Genomic DNA, 21,241 nt, shown 5'->3' with positions numbered 1-21,241 from the left:
GCGCGTGATCCGGGTGGGCGTCTCATGATGCGGCCCGGAGGATGAGACAGATCACAGGTTCGTCACGATCTTTCCGGAGTGACGCATCTGACACATGAACGTCACACAACCGGACTAGTTTCAGCGCCACTACATGCGGCATTGAGTGCCGTGGCACGTCCGACCCCGAAAGGGAAACTGATGACTCGACGCATGACGGCCGCCAAGGGCCTCGCCCTCGCTGCGGCTCTCAGCCTGGGCCTCACGGCCTGCGGCTCCGACGAACCGGCCGAGGAGACCTCCTCGGACGAGTCGACCGAGGAGTCGATGGACGAAGGCTCAGCCGAGCCTCTGACCATCGGCACGATCCTGCCGGTCACCGGCACGCTGTCCTTCCTCGGGCCCCCCGAGATCGCCGGCGTCGGTCTGGCGATCGACGACATCAACGAGGCCGGGGGCGTGCTCGGCAACGACGTCGTGGTCGAGTGGGGCGACTCGGGTGACAACACCGACATGACGGTGGCCAACTCGACCGTGACGGACCTCGTGAACAAGGGTGCCGACGCGGTCATCGGTGCGGCCTCCTCGTCGGTGTCGCTCGGTGTCGTCGACGCCTTCGCCGAGGCCCAGATCATGCAGATCTCCCCGGCGAACACCGCCGCGGACCTGTCGGGCTACGGAGACTTCTACACCCGCACCGCGCCGCCGGACACCGTCCAGGGCGCCGCCCTCGGCTCGCTGATCCTCGACGGCGGTCACCAGAGCGTCGCGATGATCGTCCTCAACGACGCCTACGGCACCGGCCTGCGCGACCACACGCAGGACGCGATCGAGGCCGGCGGCGGCGAGGTCGTCTACGGCGCCAACGGCGCCGGCGAGGAGTTCCCTCCCGGTGAGACGAACTTCGGCTCGCAGGTCTCGGCCGCTCTGGCGACCGAGCCCGACGCCCTCGTCATCATCGCCTTCGAGGAGACGGTGGCCGCGGTGAACGAGCTCGTTGCCCAGGGCTGGGACTTCGACGGCACCACGTACTTCACGGACGGCAACCTGTCCGACTACTCCGAGGACTTCGACGAGGGCACCCTCGCCGGCATCCAGGGCACCCTGCCGGGCGCTCAGGCCGACGACGACTTCAAGGAGCGCCTGAACACCTGGCACTCCGAGAACGAGGGCGCGGAGCTCGACGGGTTCTCCTACTCCGCCGAGTCGTACGACGCCACGATCCTCGCGGCTCTGGCCGCCGTGCGTGGCGAGGGTACCGACGGTGTGACCATCTCCGAGAACATCCGCGCCGTCTCCGGCTCGGAGGGTGGCACCGAGGTCACCACGTTCGCCGAGGGCGTCGAGGCGCTCGAGGCCGGCGAGGAGATCAACTACACCGGTCCGTCCGGCACGGGCCCGCTGAACGAGGACAACGACCCGTCGTCCGCGTTCATCGGCATCTACGAGTACGACGGCAGCAACGCGTACTCCTACGTGCGGCAGATCGAGGGCCAGATCGGCGGCTGACGCCGGTCGAGCCCGCTGAGAGGCATCGCCTCTCGGTCTGACCCACGACGGCCCGGTCCCCTCCGCGGAGGGGGCCGGGCCGTCGCCGTGCCCGCGAGGTAGGCAACCTTCCGCCGAGGTAGGCAGATCTTCCACGACGTAGGCCGGTCCGCGCCGAGGTAGGCGCCCCTCCGCCGAGGTAGGCAACTTTCTTGCCAGGTAGGCGAGGTCGGTACGACGGCGTCGGGCCGTCCGGCGCTCGTCCACAGGGTGGTGTTGTCCACAGGACGCGTCCGACGGCGGTCCCTGCCCGGCGCGGTTCGGCCAGAGTCGCCCCATGGCCCCTCGCGAACCCGCCCACGCACCCGCCGTCCGCCGTCTGACGACGATCCTCGCGCAGATGCGAGCACCGGACTCGCCGCTGCGCGGGATGCTCTCGGCCGACCGGCTGCCGCCGCTGGTGCCGTTGACCGTCGAGCCGGCGCTGGCGGACGTGGCCGCGATCCGACGACGTCTCGAGACCGGGCACCTGGCGGCCGTCCGCGGGTCGCTCGTCCCGACCTCGCCCGACGACGGGCACGAGGGGCTCATCCTGCGCGAGGTGCGTGGCCTCGCCGCCTCGGCGCGCGGCGAGCACTGGTTCAGCCACTCCACGGCGGCCCTGCTGCACGGCGCCTGGACCTACGCGACGCCGCCGCTCGTGCACGTCACGCACGAGGCCAATCCGCACGTCCGACGGCGGCTCGAGCCTGACGTGCGGCGTCACCACACGCGGCTCCTGCCCCGCGATCGCGACGTCGTCGACGGGATCCCCGTCACGTCGAAGGAGCGGACGCTCGTCGACTGCCTACGGACGATGTGGCCCGCGGCGGCACTGGTCGTCGCCGACTCCCTGTTCCGGCTGCGAGCCGACCCGGCCGAGGTGAGCCGGATCATGGCCGACTCGGTCGGCAAGCGTGGCATGGTGCAGGCTCGCCGGCTCCTCGAGCTGTGCGACCCGCGCTCCGGGTCCCCCGGCGAGACGGTGGCCCGCCTGGCGGCCGTCGACGACGGTCTGCCCCGCCCGGTGTGCCAGATGCCGGTGGAGACCCGCTCGGGCACCCGGTACGTGGACTTCGGATGGCCGGAGGTCGGGGCCGGGGTGGAGTTCGACGGCGACGTGAAGTACTCCGGGGGCGAGTACGGCCTGCCCGACGACGTGCTTCGTCGGCAGCAGCAGCGGCACGAGGACATCGAGGCTGCCGGCGTCGACCTCGTGCGCGTGCGGTGGCCGGCACTGCGCGACACCGCGCAGCTGGGGCTGGAGATCCGGGGCCTCTACGAGAGGGCGTTCTTCCGCGCGCAGAAGGGCCGCCGTCGTCCCGCGTGATCCTGGTGGACTGCTGGACAGCGCTCGCGCCCGAAGATGCCTACCTCGACCGGATGTTGCCTACCTGGGCGAGAGGTTGCCTCCCTCGGCAACGACGGCGGCGGCCCGCGGTCGAAACCGCGGGCCGCCGCCGTGCTACCTCGCCGGAGGGTTGCCTACCTCGCCGGAGGGTTGCCTACTTCGCGGGGGTGTCGCCCGGGTCGCGGGACTCGGCGTCCGCCTCCGCAGCGGCCTCGGCCTCCTCGACGTCGTCGGCCAGCGTGCCCAGGTAGAGCGAGATGACCTTCGGGTCGTTGAGCAGCTCGCGGCCCGGACCGGAGTAGGCGTCCGTGCCCTGGTCGAGCACGTACCCCCGGTCGCAGATCTGCAGGCAGCGGCGCGCGTTCTGCTCGACCATGATGACCGAGACGCCCGCCTTGTTGATCATCCGCGTGCGCAGGAACGTCTCGTCCTGACGCACCGGCGACAGACCGGCCGACGGCTCGTCGAGCAGCAGCACCGACGGGTTCATCATGAGCGCCCGGGCCATGGCGACCATCTGACGCTCACCGCCCGACATGGCGCCCGCCCGCTGCGACCGGCGGTCGTGCAGCACGGGGAACAGGTCCCCGATGAACTGCCAGCGCTCGGCGAAGATCTTCGGCTTGAGGAACGTGCCCATCCGCATGTTCTCCTCGACGGTCAGCGAGGGGAACACGTTGTTGTTCTGCGGCACGAACCCGACACCCTGGGCGACCAGCTTGTTGGCCTTCATCCCGGTGATGTCCTTGCCCTGCAGCGTCACGGTGCCGGAGTGGATCTTCACCAGCCCGAAGAGCGCCTTGAGCAGGGTCGACTTGCCGGCGCCGTTGGGACCGATGATCCCCACGAGCTCGCCCTGGCGGACCTTGAGCGAGCACTCGTTGAGGATGTTCACCCCGGGCAGGTAGCCGGCCACGAGGTTGTCGGCGTGGAGCAGCAGCTCGTCCGCGGGCACGTCGTCGATCGACGTCTCCTGCGGCGCGGTGGTGGTCTGGCTCATCGCTTCTCCTCCTCGGCCTCGAGCCGGGCGAGGACCTCGGGATCGAGCAGGGCGTCGTCCCCGAGGTCGGTGTCGTGGTGCGCGCCGAGGTAGGCGTCCACCACGGCCTGGTCCTTCATCACGGTGCTGGGCGGGCCCTCGGCCACGATGCGGCCCTCGGCCATCACCACGACCCAGTCCGAGATGTGCCGCACGGCGTGCATGTCGTGCTCGACGAAGAGCACGGTCATGCCCTCGTCGCGCAGCGCCTGGACGTGTCCCAGCAGGGACTGCACCAGCGCCGGGTTCACACCGGCCATCGGCTCGTCCAGCATGATCATCGTGGGGTCGGTCATCAGGGCGCGGGCCATCTCGAGCAGCTTGCGCTGACCGCCGGAGAGCGAGCCGGCGTAGTCGGCCGCCTTCGCGTCCAGCTTGAACCGAGCCAGGATCTCCATGGCCTTCTCGGTGGCCTCGGCCTCGTGCTTCTTCCACAGGAACGGCAGCCACGACAGCCCGAGCTTCTCGCCCGGGTTGTTCGGCGAGGCCAGCAGCATGTTCTGCAGCACCGTCAGGCGGCCCAGCGCCTTGGTGAGCTGGAAGGTGCGCACGACGCCGGCCTTGGCCACGGCCGCGCCGCTCTTGCCGCTCAGCGAGTGGCCCTGGAAGCTCCACTCGCCGGTGTTCGGGGTGTCGAACCCGGTGAGCAGGTTGAACAGCGTCGTCTTGCCGGCACCGTTCGGCCCGATGAGGGCGGTGATGACGCCCTCCTGGACCTCCAGGTGGTCGACGTCGACCGCGGTCATGCCGCCGAACCGGCGCACGACGTGGTCGGCCTTGAGGATGGGGTCGTTCTTGGCGGCGCCGGGCTTGTGGGCGACGTGCGCCAGAGCCTCGCTCCGGGCCGCCGTCGTCGTCTCGTCAACGGACATTGAACGCCAGCTCCTTCTTGTTCCCGAGGATGCCCTGAGGTCGGAAGATCACCAGGCACATCAGGGTGATGCCGACCAGCATGCCGCCGATGAACTCCACCTGGGTGGTCGAGATGAAGTTCCCGAGCGCCGTGTCCTCGGACAGGGTGCGCATGCCGGTGCGCATGAACATGTAGGCGGTGAAGAAGATCATCGACCCGAGGACCGGACCGAACACGGTCGCGGCGCCACCGAGCAGCAGGATCGTCCACACGAAGAAGGTCATCGTGCGGCCGCCCATCGCGTCCGGCGAGATCGCCGTCGGGATCGCGTAGACGACGCCGCCGAGGGCGCCGATCGCGCCACCGATGACCAGGGCCTGCAGCTTGTACGAGTAGACGTTCTTGCCCAGCGCGCGCACGGCGTCCTCGTCCTCACGGATGCCCTTGAGGACACGGCCCCACGGGCTGCGCGTGATGAGCCAGACGAACAGCAGCAGCAGCGCGACCAGGCCCCAGGCGAAGATCCGGGTGAACCAGGAGTCCGAGCCGGTGTTGATGTACTCGAACGGTCCGAGGGCGAACCGGCCCTCCGGCAGGAACGACAGGGCGTGGAACGGGTCCTTGAAGTAGCGGCCCTGGAGGCCCGACGCGCCGCCGGTCCACTCCTGCCAGAGGGTGGAGCGGCCGAACCAGCGGACGATCTCCGCGGCGGAGATCGTCACGATCGCCAGGTAGTCGCCGCGCAGCTGCAGCGTGGGCATGCCCAGCAGCAGCGCGAACATGACGCCGGCGGCGACGGCGATGAGGAAGGCGAGCCAGATCGGTCCGCCGAGGGTCAGCGTGATGCCGAAGCCGTAGGCGCCGAGCAGCATGAACCCGGCCTGACCCATGTTGAGCAGTCCGGTGTACCCGAAGTGCAGGTTGAGCCCGATCGCCGCGATGGCCATCGCGGCCGTCGTCGGGGCGAGGATCTCGCCGAGCGACTGGGTGAGGATGCGCAGGAACTCGTCCATGATGTGTCTCCCTTCAGCCGATCCGCTCGCGGCGGCCGAGGATGCCCTGGGGCCGGAACAGGAGCACCAGGATGAGGATCACCAGCGCCGAGGCGTACCGCAGGTCGCTGGGGATGAAGAGGTTCGACAGCTCGACGACCTGGCCGATGAGCAGCGACCCGACGAACGCGCCGAGCGCGGTGCCGAGGCCGCCCAGGGTGACGGCGGCGAACATGAGCAGCAGGAGCTGGACGCCGAGCTGCCAGTTGAAGGACCCGAACGAGGCGCCCCACATCAGGCCGGCCAGAGCGGCGAAGCCGGTCGCCATGACCCACACGATGCGGATGATCTTGTCGGGGTCGATGCCGGTCGCGGAGGCCAGCGCCGGGTTGTCCGACACGGCGCGCGTGGCGCGGCCGATACGGGTCCGGGTGAGGAACCAGGCGATGCCGAGCACGCACACCAGCGCGACGACCATGGAGATCCACGACGCGGCGCTCAGCGTGACACCCGCGATCGTGAGCGGCCGCGGGTTCGACGAGAGGATCCGCTCGGACCCGCCGCCGATCAGCAGCTGGATCACGTACTGCAGCGTGATCGACAGACCGATCGAGACGATCATCAGCTGCATCACCGGCACGTTGCGCTTGCGCAGCGGCCGCCAGATGCCGGCGTCCTGGGCGTAGCCGCTCAGCCCGCAGACGGCGATCGTGACGATCCCGCCGAGCCACAGCGGCATGCCCATCTGGTTGATGGTGATGAACCCGAGCGCGGCGCCGAGCGCGAACTGCTCGCCGTGGGCGAAGTTCGACAACCCGGTCGTGCCGAACACGAGGTTCAGTCCGATGGAGGCCAGTGCCAGCAGGAGCCCGAACCGGAGTCCGGAGCCCATCTGCTGCCACACCTGGCCCCAGTTGACGTCCACCAGGGAGGCGTCGCCCTCGGGGGCGGCTCCCACGCCGTCGTCGCCACCCGTGGTGCCGGCTCCGGCGGTCTCGCCGTCCTCGGCCGTCTCCGACGGAGCGGCCGGGGCCTCGACGCCGGCACCGACGCGGAAGGCCGCGCGGGCCGTGGCGCCGGTCTGGGCGACGACCTCGATCTCGGTCTCGGCGCCCTCCGGCAGCGGCTGGTCGTCCGGGAGCGTCGAGGCGTCGATGGCGACGACGTACCTGCCGACGTCGGGCACGGCGACCGCGACGGGGCGTTCGTCCGTGGTGACCAGGTCCGCGGTGAAGCCCTCGCCGGTGACGGTGAGGTCCACACCCCCGACCTGGTCGTTGTCCTCGTTGAGCACCATGCCGGCCACGCAGGCCGTCTCGGCGTCGGGCTGGCAGGTGGCGTCGTCGGTGCTCGCCGTCGCAGGTGGTGCGACGAGCATCGCCGGTAGCAACGCGAGGGCGACGGCGGTGATGGCGCGCCGCGTCCTCCTCGCGAGGTCGAGTCGGTCCGCTGTCATCGGACGAGTCCTCCGGTGGGTCAGGTCGTGCGCCCGGGGGCAACCCGGGTCTGCGCTGCACCGACGTCCGCCATACAGCGCCGCTGAAGGCCCTGTTGACGATTTCGTGGTGCCAACGTGCCGGGCAGTGTAGCGGCGTGTTGTGACCTGGATGACACGCGCAGATCACACCGTCGAGTCGGACAGGGCCGACGGGGCGGACAGAACGGTCGGGACGGGCCTTCTGCGGCTCTCGGGGCGCCGAAACCGTTGCTGAGCCGTAATCAACCCGGGCCGCGTGGCGTCGGCGCGGCACAGCACCGCTGTGACGCCACGCACAGCAGCGGTCGTCCACCGCGCGGTCCGACGGCGGTCCGACGGCGGTCCGCGCCCGGCGCTCGACCCGTACGCTGGCGGGGTGCACGACGACGCCGCCACCGCGAGCCCGCACGAGCTCGCCGCCCCGCCGACCGCCGACCGCCGACCGATCTCCCGGACCCACCACGGCCACACGGTCGTCGACGACTACGAGTGGCTGCGTGCCAAGGAGGACCCCGAGGTGCTGGCGCACCTGGAGGCCGAGAACTCCTGGACGCAGGACCAGCTCGCCGGGCTGCGACCGCTGCGCGAGCGGATCTTCACCGAGATCAAGGACCGGACCCAGGAGACCGACCTGTCGGTCCCGACCCGTCTCGGCGACCACTGGTACTACGGGCGGTTCACCGAGGGGCAGCAGTACCCGGTGCACGCCCGCGTCCCGGTGACCGACCCCGACGACTGGACGCCGCCCGCGCTCGAGCCGGGGGAGGTCCCCGCCGGCGAGCAGGTGCTGCTCGACCAGAACGAGGCCGCGGCGGGTCACGACTTCTTCTCCCTGGGTTCGTTCTCCGTGGCCCCGCAGGGGGAGCGGCTCGCCTACGCCGTCGACACCACGGGCGACGAGCGCTACACGCTGCGCGTCCGCGACCTGAGCACCGGTGCCGACCTGGCGGACGAGGTCGTCGGCACGTTCCCCGGCGCCGTGATCACCCCCGACGGCCGGTACGTCTTCTACCCGACCGTCGACGAGGCGTGGCGGCCGTGCACGATCTGGCGGCACGAGGTCGGTACGCCCGTCGCCGACGACGTGCAGGTCTTCCACGAGCCGGACGAGCGGTTCTGGGTGGGGGTGGGTCTGTCCCGCTCCCAGCAGTACCTGCACGTGGAGCTCGGCTCGAAGATGACCAGCGAGTGCTGGGTGCTGGAGACCACCGACCCGACCGGGGAGTTCCGGCCCGTGTGGCGCCGCCGCGAGGGGGTCGAGTACACCGTCGAGCACGCCGTCCTGCCCGGACACGGCGACGCGCTGCTCGTGCTGCACAACGACGGCGCTCAGAACTTCGAGCTCGCCGTGACCGATGTTCCCCCGCGCCCGGCCGCGGGCGACGCCGGGGCGGCCGACGCGCTCGACCCGGGCGCGGCGCGCGTCGCCGTGGCTCACGACCCGCAGGTGCGGCTGGAGTCCGTGGACGCCTTCGCCGACCACGTCGTGCTCGGTGTGCGGCGGGACGCCACCCCTCGCGTCGCCGTGGTCACGCTGGCGACCCTCGCCCCGGACGCCCCCTGGACGCCGCGCGAGCTCGACTTCCCCGAGGCGCTCTACAGCGCGGTGCCGGGCGAGACGCCGGAGTTCGCGGCCCCGCAGGTGCGCGTCGAGTACACCTCGTTCGTCACGCCCGCCACCGTCCTGGACGTGGACGTGGCCACCGGCGAGCGCACGGTGCGCCGCCAGCAGCCCGTGCTGGGCGGCTACGACCCCGCCGACTACGTGCAGCAGCGGGAGTGGGCGACGGCCGAGGACGGCACCCGCATCCCCGTCTCGCTGGTGTGGAAGCGCGACGCCGTGACGCTGGACTCGGCCGGGACCGGCGCCGACCCCGCGCCCCTGCTGCTGTACGGGTACGGCGCCTACGAGATCAGCGTGGACCCGTACTTCACGGTGCCGCGGCTGTCGCTGCTGGACCGTGGCGTCGTCTTCGCCGTCGCGCACGTCCGCGGCGGCGGCGAGATGGGCCGGGCCTGGTACGAGGGCGGCCGGCTGGAGCACAAGCGCAACACGTTCACCGACTTCGTCGCGTGCGCGCACCACCTGGTCGACGCCGGCTGGACCACGCCGCAGCGCATGGTGGCCGACGGCGGCAGCGCGGGCGGGCTGCTCATGGGCGCGGTGACGAACCTGGCGCCGGAGATGTTCGCCGGGGTGCTCGCCGGCGTGCCGTTCGTCGACGCGCTGACGTCCATCCTCGACCCCTCCCTGCCGCTGACGGTCGTCGAGTGGGAGGAGTGGGGGAACCCGCTGGCAGATCCCGAGGTGTACGCGTACATGCGCTCGTACAGCCCGTACGAGAACGTGCCCGACGACGCCTCGCACTACCCACGCATCCTCGCGGTGACCTCGCTGCACGACACGCGCGTGCTGTACGTCGAACCGGCCAAGTGGGTCGCGCGGCTGCGGGCCGCGGGGGCTCCCGCGCTGCTGAAGATCGAGATGTCGGCCGGCCACGGCGGCGTCTCGGGACGGTACGCCCGCTGGGAGGAGATCGCCTTCGAGCACGCCTGGACGCTGGACGTGCTGGGGCTGGCCCAGGAGGACTGAGCCGCCCGGTGCTCAGCCGTCGAGGTCGGCCTTGACGGCGAGGACGCGCTCGACGGCGGCGTCGACCTGTGCCGCGAACTCCGGGTCGTCCTGCGCACGCGCCACCAGGGCGTCGGCCATCTCCGGGACGACGGACGGGTCGGCGGAGGCCAGCACGAGGTCGACCCCGGCCTCGACGGCCGACACCGCACGGTCGGCCGGCTGCCGGTCGTCGACCGCGGCGGCTGCCGAGACGTCGTCGGTGATGATCACGCCGTCGAACCCGAGGTCGTCGCGCAGGATCGCGACCACCGCCGGGGAGAACGTCGCGGGGCGGTCCGGGTCGATCTGCGTGTAGACGGCGTTGGACAGCATGACGAACCGGGCTCCGGCGTCGATCCCGGCGCCGAACACCTCGACGTCCTCCGATCCCGCGGTGATGGTGTCGTCGACGACGTCCTCGGTGGTGTCGGTGTTCTCGGTGACCCGGCCGAGCCCGGGGAAGTGCTTGATCACCGGCTCGACGCCGGCGGCCTGCATACCGGCCGAGAACGCCGTGGCGGAGTCGACCACCGAGCGGGCCGTGGTGCCGTAGTTGCGCGAGAAGTAGCCGATCGGCGCGTTCGCGGACTGGTTGGCCGCCGGGACGAGATCCATCACGGGGGCGAGGTTGAGGTTGATGCCCGCGTCGGCGAGCTCGGTGCCCCAGGTGGTCGCCTCGCGCTCGAGCCGCGCGGGCCGCCAGGTCGCCTGCTCGGTCGCGCGGGGGAGCTCGGAGAACCCGGGCCCGCGCAGCACCTGGACCAGGCCGCCCTCCTGGTCGGTCGCGACCAGCATCGGCGGGGCCGACGGCGGAGCGAGCGCCGTGGCGGCGTCCACCAGCTCGCGCGTGGCGTCGAGGCCCGCCTCGCTGCGTCCGTGCAGGAACACGTTGCCGACGTGGTGGTCGACGACGGCGGTCCGTGTCGCCGGGCTGACGGCGTCGTCCGCGGCGGGCGTGCCCGCGACGAGCAGCTGGCCGACCTTCTCCTCCAGCGACAGGGCTGCGGCGGGGTCGTCGGGTTCCGGGGCGGCGCCGTCGGACGGGGCGGGCGTGGGCGACGGCGCCGGGCTCGGCGCAGCGGACGGCGACGCCGACGGTCCGGGCGTGCGCGACGGGCCCGCGCTGGGTTCCGGCGTCGTGCCCGGGGTGCTGCAGGCCGCCAGCGCGAGCACGGCCGTCGTGAGCAGGACCGTCGCGCGCCGGCGCGCGCCCGTCATGACCCCGGGGTCGGGGCGGCGTCGCGGTGGGCGAGCGTCGCGAGCGCCTCGCACCAGTGCTGCTCGGACCGCGTGGCGTGCTCGGCGGTGTCGATGTTCTGCTGGACCACCGAGACCCGGGTGCCGCCGTCGTCGGGCTCGAGGGTGATGCGGATCTCGTGGTAGTTCTCCGGCACGTCCGGCAGGTCGCCGAGCGGGGCGAAGTGCGTGAAGTGCAGCAGGCGGGGCCGCTCGACGGCGATGACCTGACCCTTGTCGGCGAACTGCCGGCCGAAGAAGTGCCCCTCGAAGGTGACCGGGCTGCCGGGCCGGAAGTCGGTCTCGATGTTGGCACCCAGCATCCAGCGGGCCCCGGGGTGCATGAGCTCGGCCCAGACCCGCTCCGGGGGCTCGGCGATGTGCGTGGACGCGGTGGCGGTGTGTCCGGTGGTGCCTGCGTCGGTCATGGCGCCTCCTCGGCCGGTGGTGCGGTCCGGACCGCACCGTCGCGACCCGTCGGCACGACGTTAACCCTGCTCGGCAGAGACCGCCGAATCAGCCGGCCCCGGTCAGCGCGGCAGTTCGTCGTCGGGTCGGCAGTTGATGGTGCCGACCCGACGACGAACTGCCGACGTGACATGGCGGCCCAGCGCCACCCACAGCGGGCGTCGTCCACAGGTGGCGGTGGGCGGGTCGCCGAGGCTCTGCTCGAGCCGGCCCGTCGGCGGCAGGCTGGCGCGGTGACGTCCGACCGAAGAGTCCTCATCGCGCGTGAGCACGACCCCACGCGCCTGCAGCGTGCTGTCGCCCGTGGCGAGATCCGACGCATCCGCCGGGGCGCGTACCGACCGGCGGGACAGGGGTCCGCCGGGGACGCCGGCGCCGACCGGACGCTGGCGCTCGACCGGCTCCGTGCCGTCGACCGACAGCTGCGCAGCCCGCACGTCTTCAGCCATGCCAGTGCGGCGCTGCTGCACGGCGCGCCCGTGTGGCGGACGCCGCGGCGCGTGCACGTCCTCGTGCGCTCGCGACCGAGCGCTCGGTCGGCTCTGGACATCGTGCGTCGACGTGGGCTGCCGGACCGAGCCGGTTCCGTGGACGGGCTGCCGGTCACGGACCTGGACCGCACGGTGGTCGACTGCGCCCTGACGATGCATCCCCTGGACGCCCTGGTCATCGCCGACTGGGCGCTCTCCCAGGGCCTGCACCGTGCCGGGACGCTCGACCGTCTCGCCGCGGTGCGCCGTCGCAACGGCACGGCCCGGGCGCGCTGGGTGATCGAGCACGCCGACGACGGCGCCGAGTCACCCTGGGAGACCTGGGTGCGCTACCTGGCTCTGCGGTCCGGCCTCCCGCGCCCGCGCACGCAGCTGCCGGTCGTCGTCGACGGGCGGCGCTACCGCGTGGACGTCGGCTGGCCCGAGCATCGCGTCCTGGTCGAGTTCGACGGCCGGGTCAAGTACGTCGACGGCGCGTTCGGCGCTGGCTACGACGCCGACCGGGCACGGTTCGCCGAGAAGCTGCGGGACGACGCGATCGCCGGGAGTCTCGGCGTCCGACCGTTGCGGTTCACGGCGCGGGACCGCGCGGCGCCGCTGTGGGTGACGTCGAGGTTGCTGTCGCAGTTCCCGCGGTCCGTGCGCGAGGAGGCGCGAGTGCTGCGCCTGCTCCCTCTCCCCGACGAGGCGTGGTGAGTCGATCATGTCGGCAGTTCGTCGTCGGGTCGGCAGTTGATAGTGCCGACCCGACGACGAACTGCCGACAAGATCGGGGAGGGTCACGCCAGCTCGGCGGCGACGGCCGCGACGAACGCGTCGACGGCGTCGGCCGGGGTGTCCCACGAGCACATCCACCGCACCTCGACGCGGTCGGGGGTCTCCCCGGGCGCCCAGTCGTAGAACCGCGCCCGCTCCCGCAGCCGGTCGGCGGCCTCGCGCGGCAGCGTGGCGAAGACGGCGTTGGCCTCGACCGGCCGGGTGACGCGCACCCCGCGGGGGACGACGACGTCACCGGGCTCGGTCGACGACGGTCCGGTCAGCGTGGGGTCGAGCACGCCGGCCGTCTCGAGCCCGTCGCGGAGCCGATGGGCCATCGCGTTGGCGTGGGCGGCGTTGCGGTGCCACAGCGGCGCCGTCGCACCGTCGGCGCTCGCGGCCTCGGCGCTCGCGGCGTCCACCGGGCCTCCCGGCTCGCCGAGCAGGGCCAGGAGCTGGGCCGAGACGTACCGCGTCTTCGACACGAGCTGCATCGTCGCCTTGCGCAGGTACGGCACCGCCGCGGCCGCGGCGGGCCGCAGCCGGGCGCCGTCGTACCCGGACCCCGGCACGTGCGGGGCGTCCTCGGGGGCGAGGACGACGACGGCCTCGCCGAGCATCCCGCCGTTCTTCGCGGCGCCGAGGGAGACGACGTCGACGCCGAGGTCGCGGGTCAGGGCGCCCAGCGAGCAGCCGAGGAAGGCGGCGGCGTTGGCCAGGCGGGAGCCGTCGACGTGCACGGCCATGCCGAGCCCGTGCGCGGCCTCGACGAGGGCGCGGGTGGCGTCGATCGAGTAGACGGTGCCGAGCTCGGTCGACTGCGTCAGCGTCAGCACGCCGGGGTGGGCGCGGTGCACGTCGTGGCGCTGCCCGGCCCAGCGGGCGACGTCGTCGGGCACGATCCGTCCGTCGCGCGACGGGCAGGCGAGGATCTTCAGCCCGCCGACCCGCTCGGGCGCCCCGTTCTCGTCGGTGTTGGCGTGCGCGAGGTCGGAGGCGACGACGCCGCCCCACCGCTCGGACAGCGCCATGAGGGAGACGACGTTGGCCCCGGTTCCGTTGACCAGCGGGAACGCCAGCGCCCCGGGGCCGAACACCTCGGCCACGCGCGCGTCGAGGCGCGCGGTCCACGGGTCGTCGCCGTAGGCGACGGCGAACCCGTCGTTGGCGGCGGCGACGGCCGCGAGCACCTCGGGGTGGGTGCCGGCGTAGTTGTCGGAGGCGAACGGGGGCAGCGCGGTCGGTGTCTCGGGCACGCGTCCAGACTACGGGCGGCGGACGGTCCGGCCGCTCCTCGGACTCGTCCCGGTCTGCGCCGGTTCGCCCCCGTTCCCGAGCGCCGTGGTGGGTGACACAACAGCCGGACGGAACAGCGGGCGGCCCTCGAGCGTCCTACTCTCAAGGGCGGGTGTCCTTGCGCCCGCGAAACCGACCGCCACGTGACGGTCCGGTGACATGTCGTCGTTCCGGCGCCGCACGGGCGTCCGGATGTCTGGAGCTCGTGTGTCTGGAAACGCCACCACCCGGTTCGGCAACGTCGCGCTGCTGTCCGTGACGCGCCGACTGCCGTCGCGGGTCACGTCGTCGTCCGAGATCCAGCAGCGGCTCGCTCCCGCGCTGAAGCGGTTGCGGCTGCCGCGCAACCTGCTCGAACGGGTCGCGGGCGTCGAGGAGAGGCGCAACTGGGGACCCGACGAGGACGCCGACTCGGCCACGATCGCGGCCGGCCTGGACGCCCTCGACCGGGCCGGCGTCGAGCCGGACGAGGTGGGGCTGCTCATCAACACCTCCGTGACGCGCAAGCACCTCGAGCCCTCGGTCGCCGTCGGTCTGCACCACGGGCTGGGGCTGCCGAGCTCGGCCGTGAACTTCGACGTCGCCAACGCCTGCCTCGGGTTCATCAACGGCATGACGCTGGCCGCCGGCATGATCGAGTCCGGGCAGATCCGCTACGCGGTGATCGTCAACGGTGAGGACGCCGACGACATCCAGCACCACACCGTCGACCGGCTGCTCTCCCAGGACGTCGGCCGCGAGGGCTTCATGGAGGAGTTCGCGTCGCTGACCCTGGGCTCCGGGTCCGCGGCCGCCGTGCTCGGCCCGGCCGACGCCCACCCCGAGGGCCACCGGGTGCTCGGCGGCGTGACCCGCGCCGGCACCCAGCACCACCGGTTGTGCGTCGGCAGCCCGGAGGGCATGTTCACCGACGCCGAGGGGCTGCTCGAGGGTGGCCTGGAGCTGGTCGTGGACGCCTGGAAGGACGCCATCGCCGAGTGGGACTGGGAGGCGATGGACCGCTACGTGACCCACCAGGTCTCCCGGGTGCACACCAACGCGATCGTCGAGGCCGTCGGCCTGGACCGCGCCAAGGTCCCCACGACGTACCCGACGCTCGGCAACGTCGGCCCGGCGTCGGTGCCCATCACCCTCGTCCAGGAGGCCGAGACCCTCAGCCGCGGCGACCGCGTGCTGCTCATGGGGGTCGGCTCCGGCATCAACACCGCCATGCTGGAGCTGGCCTGGTGACGCTGCGCCCCGCGAGCACCGTCCCGCCGGACCTGCCCGGCCTCGAGTCCCGCTTCAGCCACGTCCGTGGCGACTGGCACTACCTGGACAACGGCGCCGAGCTGTCCGCTCACGGCATCGAGCCGGTCGGCACCGTGCTGGCCGTGCACGGCAACCCCACATGGTCCTACCTGTGGCGGGACCTGATCGAGACGGTCACGGAGCGGGCGATCGAGGCCTCGGCCGCGCTCGGCGAGTACCCGGACGGCGTCCGGGGCGCCTGGCGCGTCGTCGCCGTCGACCAGCTCGAGATGGGGCTGTCCGCCCGCACGGGACGACGCCGCACCCTGGCCGACCGCGTCGCCGACCTGTCCGCCTTCACCGCCGACCTCGGCCTGGACGGGCCGGTCGTCACGCTCGGGCACGACTGGGGCGGCGTCGTCTCGCTCGGCTGGGCCGTCGACCACCCCGACCGGCTCGCCGGGGTCGCGCTGCTCAACACCGCCGTGCACCAGCCCGACGACGCCGCGATCCCTGCCCCGCTGCGCCTCGCCCTGGCCCGGGGCGTCCACCGCTGGGGCACACGCACCACGCGCGCCTTCCTGGAGACGACGCTCGGCCTCGCGCGCCCGCGGCTGGACCGCGACGTCGCCGACGCCTACCGGCTGCCCTACCGCGCCGCCGACGACCGCGACGGCATCGAGCAGTTCGTCGCCGACATCCCCGCCGCGCCGGACCACGTCAGCCGCCCCGAGCTGGACCGCATCGCCGACGGCGTGGCCGCGCTCGACGTCCCGGCGCTGCTGCTGTGGGGAGCGCACGACCCGGTGTTCTCCGACCGCTACCTCGACGACCTGCTGCGTCGGCTCCCGCACGCCCGGGTGCACCGGTTCGAGGACGCCGGGCACCTGATCGCCGAGGACGTCGACTACGCGCCCGCCGTCCTGCGCTGGTTGGGCTCGGCGGTCTCGGGGGACGACGCCCGCGCGGACGGTGTACGCAGCGAGCCGGTTCGGTCGGAGGACCCGCGCGCGGAGGTCAGTCCCGAAGTGGAGGGCCCCCCGGGGCCCGTGAACGCCTCCGCGCGCGGGTCCTCCGACCGGGCCGCGCCCGAGACGACGTTTCGGCCGATCTGGGCGGGGCTGGACGAGCGCGCCGCCGACCCCGTGTCGCGCACCGACCAGGCCGTCCTGGACCTCACCGCCACGGGCGCCGGACGCGTCGTGAGCTGGGGAGCGCTGGACCGGCAGGTGCGGCGCCTCGCCGCCGGCCTGCACGAGATCGGGGTGCGCCGCGGCGACCGGGTGTCGCTGCTGGTCCGGCCCGGGCCCACGCTGACCGCCCTGGTGTACGCCTGCCTGCGGATCGGCGCGGTCGTCGTCGTGGCCGACGCCGGTCTGGGCCTGCGCGGGCTGACCCGCGCCCAGCGGGGGGCGTGGCCGCAATACCTGATCGGGCAGACGACGGCGCTCGCGGCCGCCCGTACGGCCGGCTGGCCCGGCGTGCGGATCGCCGTCGACCCCCTCGACCCGGTCCGACGCCGGGCGCTGGGTGTGGACCACGAGCTGATCGACGTCGCGCGCGCCGGTGAGGGCCTCGAGCTGCCGCCCGAGCCCGGGCCGGACGACGACGCGGTCGTGCTGTTCACCTCCGGGTCGACGGGTCCCGCCAAGGGGGTGCTGTACACGCACCGCCGGCTGTCCGCGCTGCGCGACGTCCTGGCCGAGCACTTCGCCGTCGGCCCGGACACCGGGCTGGTCACCGGGTTCGCGCCGTTCGCGCTGCTCGGTCCGGCGCTCGGCACCCGCTCGGTGACCCCCGACATGGACGTCTCCGCGCCGCGCACGCTGACGGCTCGCGCGGTGGCCGACGCCGTGAAGGCCACCGACGCGCGCATGGTGTTCCTGTCCCCGGCGGCGATCCTCCACGTGGTCGACACGGCGGACCGGCTCACCGCCGTCGACCGGGATGCGCTCGGGCGCGTCGAGACGTTCCTGTCCACGGGTGCGCCGATCGGCGCCGCGCTGCTCCAGGCCGCGCAGTCGCTCATGCCGGCGGCCGAGGCGCACACCCCGTACGGGATGACCGAGTGCCTGCTGGTCACCGACATCACGCTGGACGGCATCCGCGACGCCGCCGGCGCGCCCGACACCGGCGTCTGCGTGGGCCGGCCGATCGTCGACCCGGCCGACGGCGGCGTCCTGATCAGCGCGCTGGACGACGACGGCGCGGCCACCGGGCCGCCGTCGGCCGACCCCGGGGCGCTGGGCGAGGTGCTGGTCAGCGCGCCGCACCTCAAGGAGCGGTACGACCGGCGGTGGCTCACCGACGTCGCGGCCGAGCGGGACACCCCGCCGGGACACTGGCACCGCACGGGCGACGTCGGCCACCTGGACGACGCCGGGCGGCTGTGGATCGAGGGGCGGCTCGCCCACGTGCTGACGACGTCGGCGGGTCCGCTGGCCCCGGTCGGCCCGGAGCAGTCGATCGAGCGGGTCGACGGCGTGCGCCGCGCCGCCGTCGTCGGTGTCGGACCGGCCGGGGTCCAGCAGGCCGTGGCCGTCGTCGAGCCGGAGCGCGGGAGCGGTCGGGTGCGGCCGGGGCTGGCGCCCGAGGAGCTCGACGCCGCGGTGCGGGAGTCCTCGTCCGTGCCGCCGGCCGCGGTGCTCGTGGTGCCGGAGATGCCGACCGACGTCCGCCACAACTCCAAGATCGACCGGGCCCGGCTCGCGGACTGGGCGTCCGGCGTCCTGGCGGGCGGCCGGGTGACCGCGCCGTGACCGTGCTGGTGACGGGCGCGTCCGGGATGCTCGGCACGGGCGTGGCGCGCGCGTTGGTCGCGCGCGGCGAGTCCGTGCGCACCCTGCAGCGCCGTCCCTCCGGGGTGCCGGGCGTCGAGGACGTCGCGGGGTCGCTGACCGACCCGGCCGCGGTGGCCGACGCCGTCGACGGGGCCGACGCCGTCGTGCACCTGGCCGCGAAGGTGTCGCTGGCCGGGGACCCGGACGAGTTCACCGCGGTGAACGTCGACGGCACGCGCACCCTGCTGGACGCCGCCGAGCGGGCCGGGGTGCGGCGGTTCGTGCAGGTGTCCTCGCCGTCGGTGGCGCACGCCGGGACGTCGCTGGTGGGCGTCGGGGCGGGACCGGCCGACCCCGAGCGGGCGCGCGGCGAGTACGCCCGGACCAAGGCGGTCTCCGAGCTGCTGGCCCTGGCACGGGACGGCGCGGGGTCCGACGGCGGGCTGCGGGTCGTGGCCGTCCGCCCGCACATCGTGTGGGGCCCGGGAGACACCCAGCTCGTGGAGCGGGTCGTCGACCGGGCGTCGTCGGGGCGCCTCCCGCTGCTGGGCCACGGGGCGGCACTCATCGACACCACGTTCCTGGACAACGCGGCCGACGGGATCGTCGCCGCGCTCGACCGCCTCGGCGACACACCGGGGGCCGTCCACGGTCGGTCGTACGTGATCACCAACGGGGAGCCGCGCCCGGTGGCCGACCTGTTGGCCGGCATCTGCCGTGCCGCCGGGGTGGAGCCGCCGCGGTGGCGGGTGCCTGCCGGCCTGGCGCGGGTCGCGGGCGGGGCCGTCGAGGCCGTGTGGCGGGTGCGCCCCGGTGCCGACGAGCCGCCGATGACACGGTTCCTGGCCGAGCAGCTCTCCACGGCGCACTGGTTCGACCAGCGCGAGACGTGGGCCGACCTGCGGTGGCGTCCCGCCGTCAGCATCGACGAGGGATTCCGGCGGCTGGCGGCCTACTACGGAGGCACGGCGCCCTGAGCGCCGGGGCTGCGGCGGCGTCCGGAAATCCCGTGCGCACCGCGGCCCCCGCTCGGCAGACTGCCCGCATGCCGATGGTCCTGCGCCCGCCCCGCTCCGACGACGAGTCCACCCTGCGCCGCATCCACGCCGAGATGCTGGACGAGGGATTCTCCTTCCTGCTCGCCGAGGGCACGTGGGACGAGATCCTCGAGAGCGTCGCCCGGGACGCGGCCGGAGAGGACCTCCCGCCGGGGTGGGTGCGCGCGGACTGGCTCGTCGCCGAGGTCGACGGCGTCCCGGTCGGGCGGGTCTCGATCCGCCACTCGCTCGGTACCGGGTTCCTGCGGGAGATCGGCGGGCACGTGGGCTACGGCGTCGCGCCGGAGCACCGTCGCCGCGGGTACGCCACCGCGATGCTGCGGCTCGCCGTCGAGCGGCTGGCCGGCCTGGGCGTCGAGGAGGTGCTGGTCACGTGCGACGACGACAACGTCGGCTCCGCCGCCGTCATCGAGGCCTGCGGCGGCGTGCTCGAGGGCCTGCGCCCGGTCGCGGGGGAGTCGCCCAAGCGGCGCTACTGGATCACCGCGCGGTGACCTGCCGGGTGCCGCCCCGCGCCCGCAGCGCGGGACGGCACCCCCGGGGCCGGTCCTCAGAGGGCCAGGTCGACCCAGACCAACCGGTGGTCGCTGCTCGGGAACGGGTAGGTGCCGGTCAGCGCGGACAGCGGGTCGGCCTGCACCGGCCAGAAGACGCCCGCGTCCTGGACGCGCAGCCGGTGCTGTGAGGGCAGCACGTAGTCGACGCGCAGGTTGCCGGGTGCCCCGTCCGCGAAGTCCGCGGTGTCGTACGCCGGGTCGCCGGTGTGGTCGTCGTTCGCTCCGCCCTGCAGCGCCGCGGCCTCGACGGCTCCCTCCGACGTCGGCTGCGGGTCGGTGATCCGCGGGTGCTCCAGGAGCTGGTCGATCGCGGCGTCGTACGAGTCGCCGTCCTCCGGGTCGGCGTTCTGGTCGCCGAGGATCACGAACGGTGCGCCGGGCTGCAGACCGCCGCGACCGCCGTCGTCGTCGTAGATGTAGCGCGAGGCCTGGCCCGGGGTGACGTAGTCCGCCCAGAACCGGATCTCGTCGTGGTTGCGGCGACCGTTGCGGTCCTCCGGACCGTCGAACGTGGGCGGCGTGGGGTGCGAGGCGAGCACGTGCACCGTCGTGCCGTCGACCTGCACCGGCACGTCCCAGTGCGACTTGCTGGACAGCCGCACCACCTCGAGCTCCTCCGCGCTGAACCAGTCGGCCGGCTCCGGGGTGTCGAGGTCGTCGGGCAGCAGGGCGCCCGGCATGTCCTTCCACAGGAAGTTCTGGAAGGTGCGCACCTCGTCCGTCGCGATCGGGTGCTTCGACAGCACCGCCATGCCGTACTGGCCCGGGAAGAACCCGAAGCCGAACGCGTCGTCCGGCCCGCCGACCGAGCCGTCGTTGTTCAGGTCGTACCCGCTGGCCACGCCCGTGTTCGACGGCGCGGTGTAGGCGTACGGGTACTCCACCGGGTCGGCGCCGCCCTGGTAGACCTCCAGGTAGTGCTCGCGGAACAGGTCGACGGCCTCGCCCGCGGCGTCGACGTCGAACTCGTTGAGGAGCACGACGTCCGGGTCCGTGCGCTGGATGATCTCCGCTACCGTGCGGGCCTGCGGGTTCGTCGGGGTCGAGAGGTCGGTGACCAGCTCGCCCTCGGTGCTGCGGTTCAGCGACAGGTTGTAGGTCGCCACGCGCAGGGACTGCTGCCCGGGGGCGTCGCCGGAGCGGCCGTGGTCGGCGGCGTGCGCGGCGGCCGGGACGAGACAGGCGGTCAGGGCCACGGCGGTGGCCGTGGCGGCGGACAGGGTGCGGCGTCGCATCGTCATGACGCCACGCTAGACATCACCGCAGCGCCCGGGAAGGGCCTCGGGGCGACGGCTGCGTGAACAACCGGTCCGCCGTCGGTGCGGGGCACCGCCGGGACTACTCGCCGTCGGCGGGGATCGCGCCCTTGCCGCTGGGGCAGTTCAGGTGCGGCACAGCGAAGGTGACGGGGTAGGAGACGTCGTCGCCCGCGCGGACGAAGACCGAGGCCGTGGTGGCCGGGGTGTTCTTCTTGCCGGAGAAGATGCGCATCACGGTGGACTCTCCGGACGAGAAGGCGGGGATGAACCCGGAGTCG

The 21,241-nt window shown here is 73.2% G+C and carries 18 protein-coding genes; 8 read left to right on the top strand and 10 right to left on the bottom strand.

The window, feature by feature from the left end; translation table 11 throughout:
• The first annotated feature begins 180 nt into the window (after window positions 1-180).
• Together V5O49_RS02120 and V5O49_RS02115 are read left to right on the top strand one after the other, a co-directional pair.
• On the top strand, window positions 181-1,488 hold the full coding sequence (locus tag V5O49_RS02120; protein WP_278236035.1) for an ABC transporter substrate-binding protein: 1,308 nt from the start codon (window positions 181-183) through the stop codon (window positions 1,486-1,488).
• Window positions 1,489-1,804: 316 nt separating this feature from the next.
• A complete protein-coding gene (locus V5O49_RS02115; RefSeq protein WP_332900783.1) occupies window positions 1,805-2,836 on the top strand; it encodes a hypothetical protein in 1,032 nt (343 codons plus the stop codon).
• A gap of 175 nt (window positions 2,837-3,011) precedes the next feature.
• Here the strand turns inward: V5O49_RS02115 and V5O49_RS02110 are convergent, their stop codons facing one another.
• Genes V5O49_RS02110 through V5O49_RS02095 form a run of 4 tightly spaced genes read right to left on the bottom strand, consistent with a single transcriptional unit; the run spans window position 3,012 to window position 7,197 of the window.
• Window positions 3,012-3,857 (bottom strand): ABC transporter ATP-binding protein, encoded by an 846-nt coding sequence (locus V5O49_RS02110; protein WP_332900782.1) that lies wholly within the window; start codon window positions 3,855-3,857, stop codon window positions 3,012-3,014.
• On the bottom strand, window positions 3,854-4,768 hold the full coding sequence (locus V5O49_RS02105) for an ABC transporter ATP-binding protein (protein WP_332900781.1): 915 nt from the start codon (window positions 4,766-4,768) through the stop codon (window positions 3,854-3,856). The genes V5O49_RS02110 and V5O49_RS02105 overlap by 4 nt, the downstream gene beginning before the upstream one ends.
• Window positions 4,758-5,762, bottom strand: a complete 1,005-nt coding sequence (locus V5O49_RS02100; RefSeq protein ID WP_278236039.1) for a branched-chain amino acid ABC transporter permease — start codon at window positions 5,760-5,762, stop codon at window positions 4,758-4,760. The genes V5O49_RS02105 and V5O49_RS02100 overlap by 11 nt, the downstream gene beginning before the upstream one ends.
• Before the next feature lie 13 nt (window positions 5,763-5,775).
• The gene (locus V5O49_RS02095) at window positions 5,776-7,197 is read right to left on the bottom strand and encodes a branched-chain amino acid ABC transporter permease (protein WP_332900780.1); all 1,422 of its coding nucleotides are present in this window, start codon (window positions 7,195-7,197) and stop codon (window positions 5,776-5,778) included.
• Between the two features lie 397 nt (window positions 7,198-7,594).
• Here V5O49_RS02095 and V5O49_RS02090 point away from each other — a divergent pair, with 397 nt between their 5' ends.
• A complete protein-coding gene (locus V5O49_RS02090; RefSeq protein ID WP_332900779.1) occupies window positions 7,595-9,811 on the top strand; it encodes a S9 family peptidase in 2,217 nt (738 codons plus the stop codon).
• Window positions 9,812-9,823: 12 nt separating this feature from the next.
• Here V5O49_RS02090 and V5O49_RS02085 read toward each other — a convergent pair whose 3' ends face one another.
• From V5O49_RS02085 to V5O49_RS02075, 3 genes are all read right to left on the bottom strand, one after another.
• Entirely contained in the window at window positions 9,824-11,050 is a 1,227-nt protein-coding gene (locus V5O49_RS02085; protein ID WP_332900778.1) for a glycoside hydrolase family 3 N-terminal domain-containing protein, read from the bottom strand.
• Entirely contained in the window at window positions 11,047-11,496 is a 450-nt protein-coding gene (locus tag V5O49_RS02080; protein ID WP_332900777.1) for an SRPBCC family protein, read from the bottom strand. Before V5O49_RS02080 ends, V5O49_RS02085 begins: the two co-directional genes overlap by 4 nt.
• Before the next feature lie 102 nt (window positions 11,497-11,598).
• Window positions 11,599-12,006, bottom strand: coding sequence for a hypothetical protein (locus tag V5O49_RS02075; protein ID WP_332900776.1), 408 nt, complete (start codon window positions 12,004-12,006; stop codon window positions 11,599-11,601).
• Between the two features lie 117 nt (window positions 12,007-12,123).
• Here V5O49_RS02075 and V5O49_RS02070 point away from each other — a divergent pair, with 117 nt between their 5' ends.
• The gene (locus V5O49_RS02070; protein ID WP_332900775.1) at window positions 12,124-12,723 is read left to right on the top strand and encodes a hypothetical protein; all 600 of its coding nucleotides are present in this window, start codon (window positions 12,124-12,126) and stop codon (window positions 12,721-12,723) included.
• A gap of 83 nt (window positions 12,724-12,806) precedes the next feature.
• On the opposite strand, the gene V5O49_RS02065 is transcribed toward V5O49_RS02070, so the two are convergent.
• Window positions 12,807-14,039, bottom strand: coding sequence for a threonine aldolase family protein (locus V5O49_RS02065; protein WP_332900774.1), 1,233 nt, complete (start codon window positions 14,037-14,039; stop codon window positions 12,807-12,809).
• Window positions 14,040-14,286: 247 nt separating this feature from the next.
• Here V5O49_RS02065 and V5O49_RS02060 point away from each other — a divergent pair, with 247 nt between their 5' ends.
• The 4 genes from V5O49_RS02060 (at window position 14,287) to V5O49_RS02045 (ending at window position 19,641) form a co-directional block, all read left to right on the top strand.
• Complete coding sequence (locus V5O49_RS02060; protein WP_332900773.1) at window positions 14,287-15,309, top strand: 3-oxoacyl-ACP synthase III; 1,023 nt, start codon at window positions 14,287-14,289, stop codon at window positions 15,307-15,309.
• Window positions 15,306-18,068, top strand: a complete 2,763-nt coding sequence (locus V5O49_RS02055) for an alpha/beta fold hydrolase (RefSeq protein WP_332900772.1) — start codon at window positions 15,306-15,308, stop codon at window positions 18,066-18,068. Before V5O49_RS02060 ends, V5O49_RS02055 begins: the two co-directional genes overlap by 4 nt.
• Window positions 18,065-19,066 (top strand): NAD-dependent epimerase/dehydratase family protein, encoded by a 1,002-nt coding sequence (locus V5O49_RS02050; protein WP_332900771.1) that lies wholly within the window; start codon window positions 18,065-18,067, stop codon window positions 19,064-19,066. The genes V5O49_RS02055 and V5O49_RS02050 overlap by 4 nt, the downstream gene beginning before the upstream one ends.
• Window positions 19,067-19,134: 68 nt before the next feature.
• Complete coding sequence (locus V5O49_RS02045; protein ID WP_332900770.1) at window positions 19,135-19,641, top strand: GNAT family N-acetyltransferase; 507 nt, start codon at window positions 19,135-19,137, stop codon at window positions 19,639-19,641.
• Between the two features lie 56 nt (window positions 19,642-19,697).
• Here V5O49_RS02045 and V5O49_RS02040 read toward each other — a convergent pair whose 3' ends face one another.
• Together V5O49_RS02040 and V5O49_RS02035 are read right to left on the bottom strand one after the other, a co-directional pair.
• Window positions 19,698-20,945, bottom strand: coding sequence for an endonuclease/exonuclease/phosphatase family protein (locus V5O49_RS02040; protein WP_332900769.1), 1,248 nt, complete (start codon window positions 20,943-20,945; stop codon window positions 19,698-19,700).
• A gap of 97 nt (window positions 20,946-21,042) precedes the next feature.
• On the bottom strand, window positions 21,043-21,241 hold a 199-nt coding region (locus V5O49_RS02035), incomplete at its 5' end, for a hypothetical protein (protein WP_332900768.1).

The organism is Isoptericola haloaureus, assembly GCF_036689775.1.
Classification (GTDB): domain Bacteria; phylum Actinomycetota; class Actinomycetes; order Actinomycetales; family Cellulomonadaceae; genus Isoptericola; species Isoptericola haloaureus.
Note: the sequence above shows the minus strand (reverse complement) of the source record. Positions and strands in the feature narration are given on the sequence as shown.